Consider the following 606-nt stretch of genomic DNA (forward strand, 5'->3'; position numbering starts at 1 on the left):
TGCACCCAGAAAGCCTTTTCGAGTTCGAGCTTTTCGAGTGTGCGAACGAGCCGGTTGTTGGGAACCAGCTCGTCTGCATATTTGACGGTCCGGGCGAATTCACTGACTGTGCCGTCATCTGACCTCACGGTGACGACGAAGTCGGTCGTCATCACGAACGGCACGGTCGTCCCCGCGTAAAGCGGATAGCGGATGCCCCGTCGCCGGGCGATATCCTGAACCGACGCAACCGGATGAAGCGGGAACTGCTCGCGAATGTCGATGACGCGCTCTGAAAACTCAAGCGTTACGAGATAGCGATACTCAAGATCGGAGAGCACGTGGTGAATGCGCCCGGACTTGAGCCCATGCACCTTTCGCGAACGTCCGCGGGACGGTACATCCTGTACGCGAAGCCACGGTTTGTAGTCGACACCTGCGCCCTGTCCAAAGCCTTGGGCCACATATCGCTCGATGTCCTGCTGTGTTCTGAAACGCCGCGCCCGCATGCCTGCCCCGCTGAATGAGAGGGCAGGAGGATACCGGGATGCAACCGGTTTGTGTCAATCTGTATTGTGTTGTGTCAAACTATTTTGTCTCGTGTCGAACTCTATTGTTCGCTCACAG

General features: G+C 57.1%; 1 protein-coding gene. It reads right to left on the reverse strand.

The genetic code is table 11. The annotated features are described in order from the left end of the window. Positions 1–443 (reverse strand): TnsA endonuclease N-terminal domain-containing protein (locus LPA36_RS29385; protein WP_228884025.1); only part of this gene is annotated, 443 nt, incomplete at its 3' end. Between the last annotated feature and the right edge of the window lie 163 nt (positions 444–606).

The organism is Paraburkholderia saeva (genome assembly GCF_907164555.1).
Taxonomy (GTDB): domain Bacteria; phylum Pseudomonadota; class Gammaproteobacteria; order Burkholderiales; family Burkholderiaceae; genus Paraburkholderia; species Paraburkholderia saeva.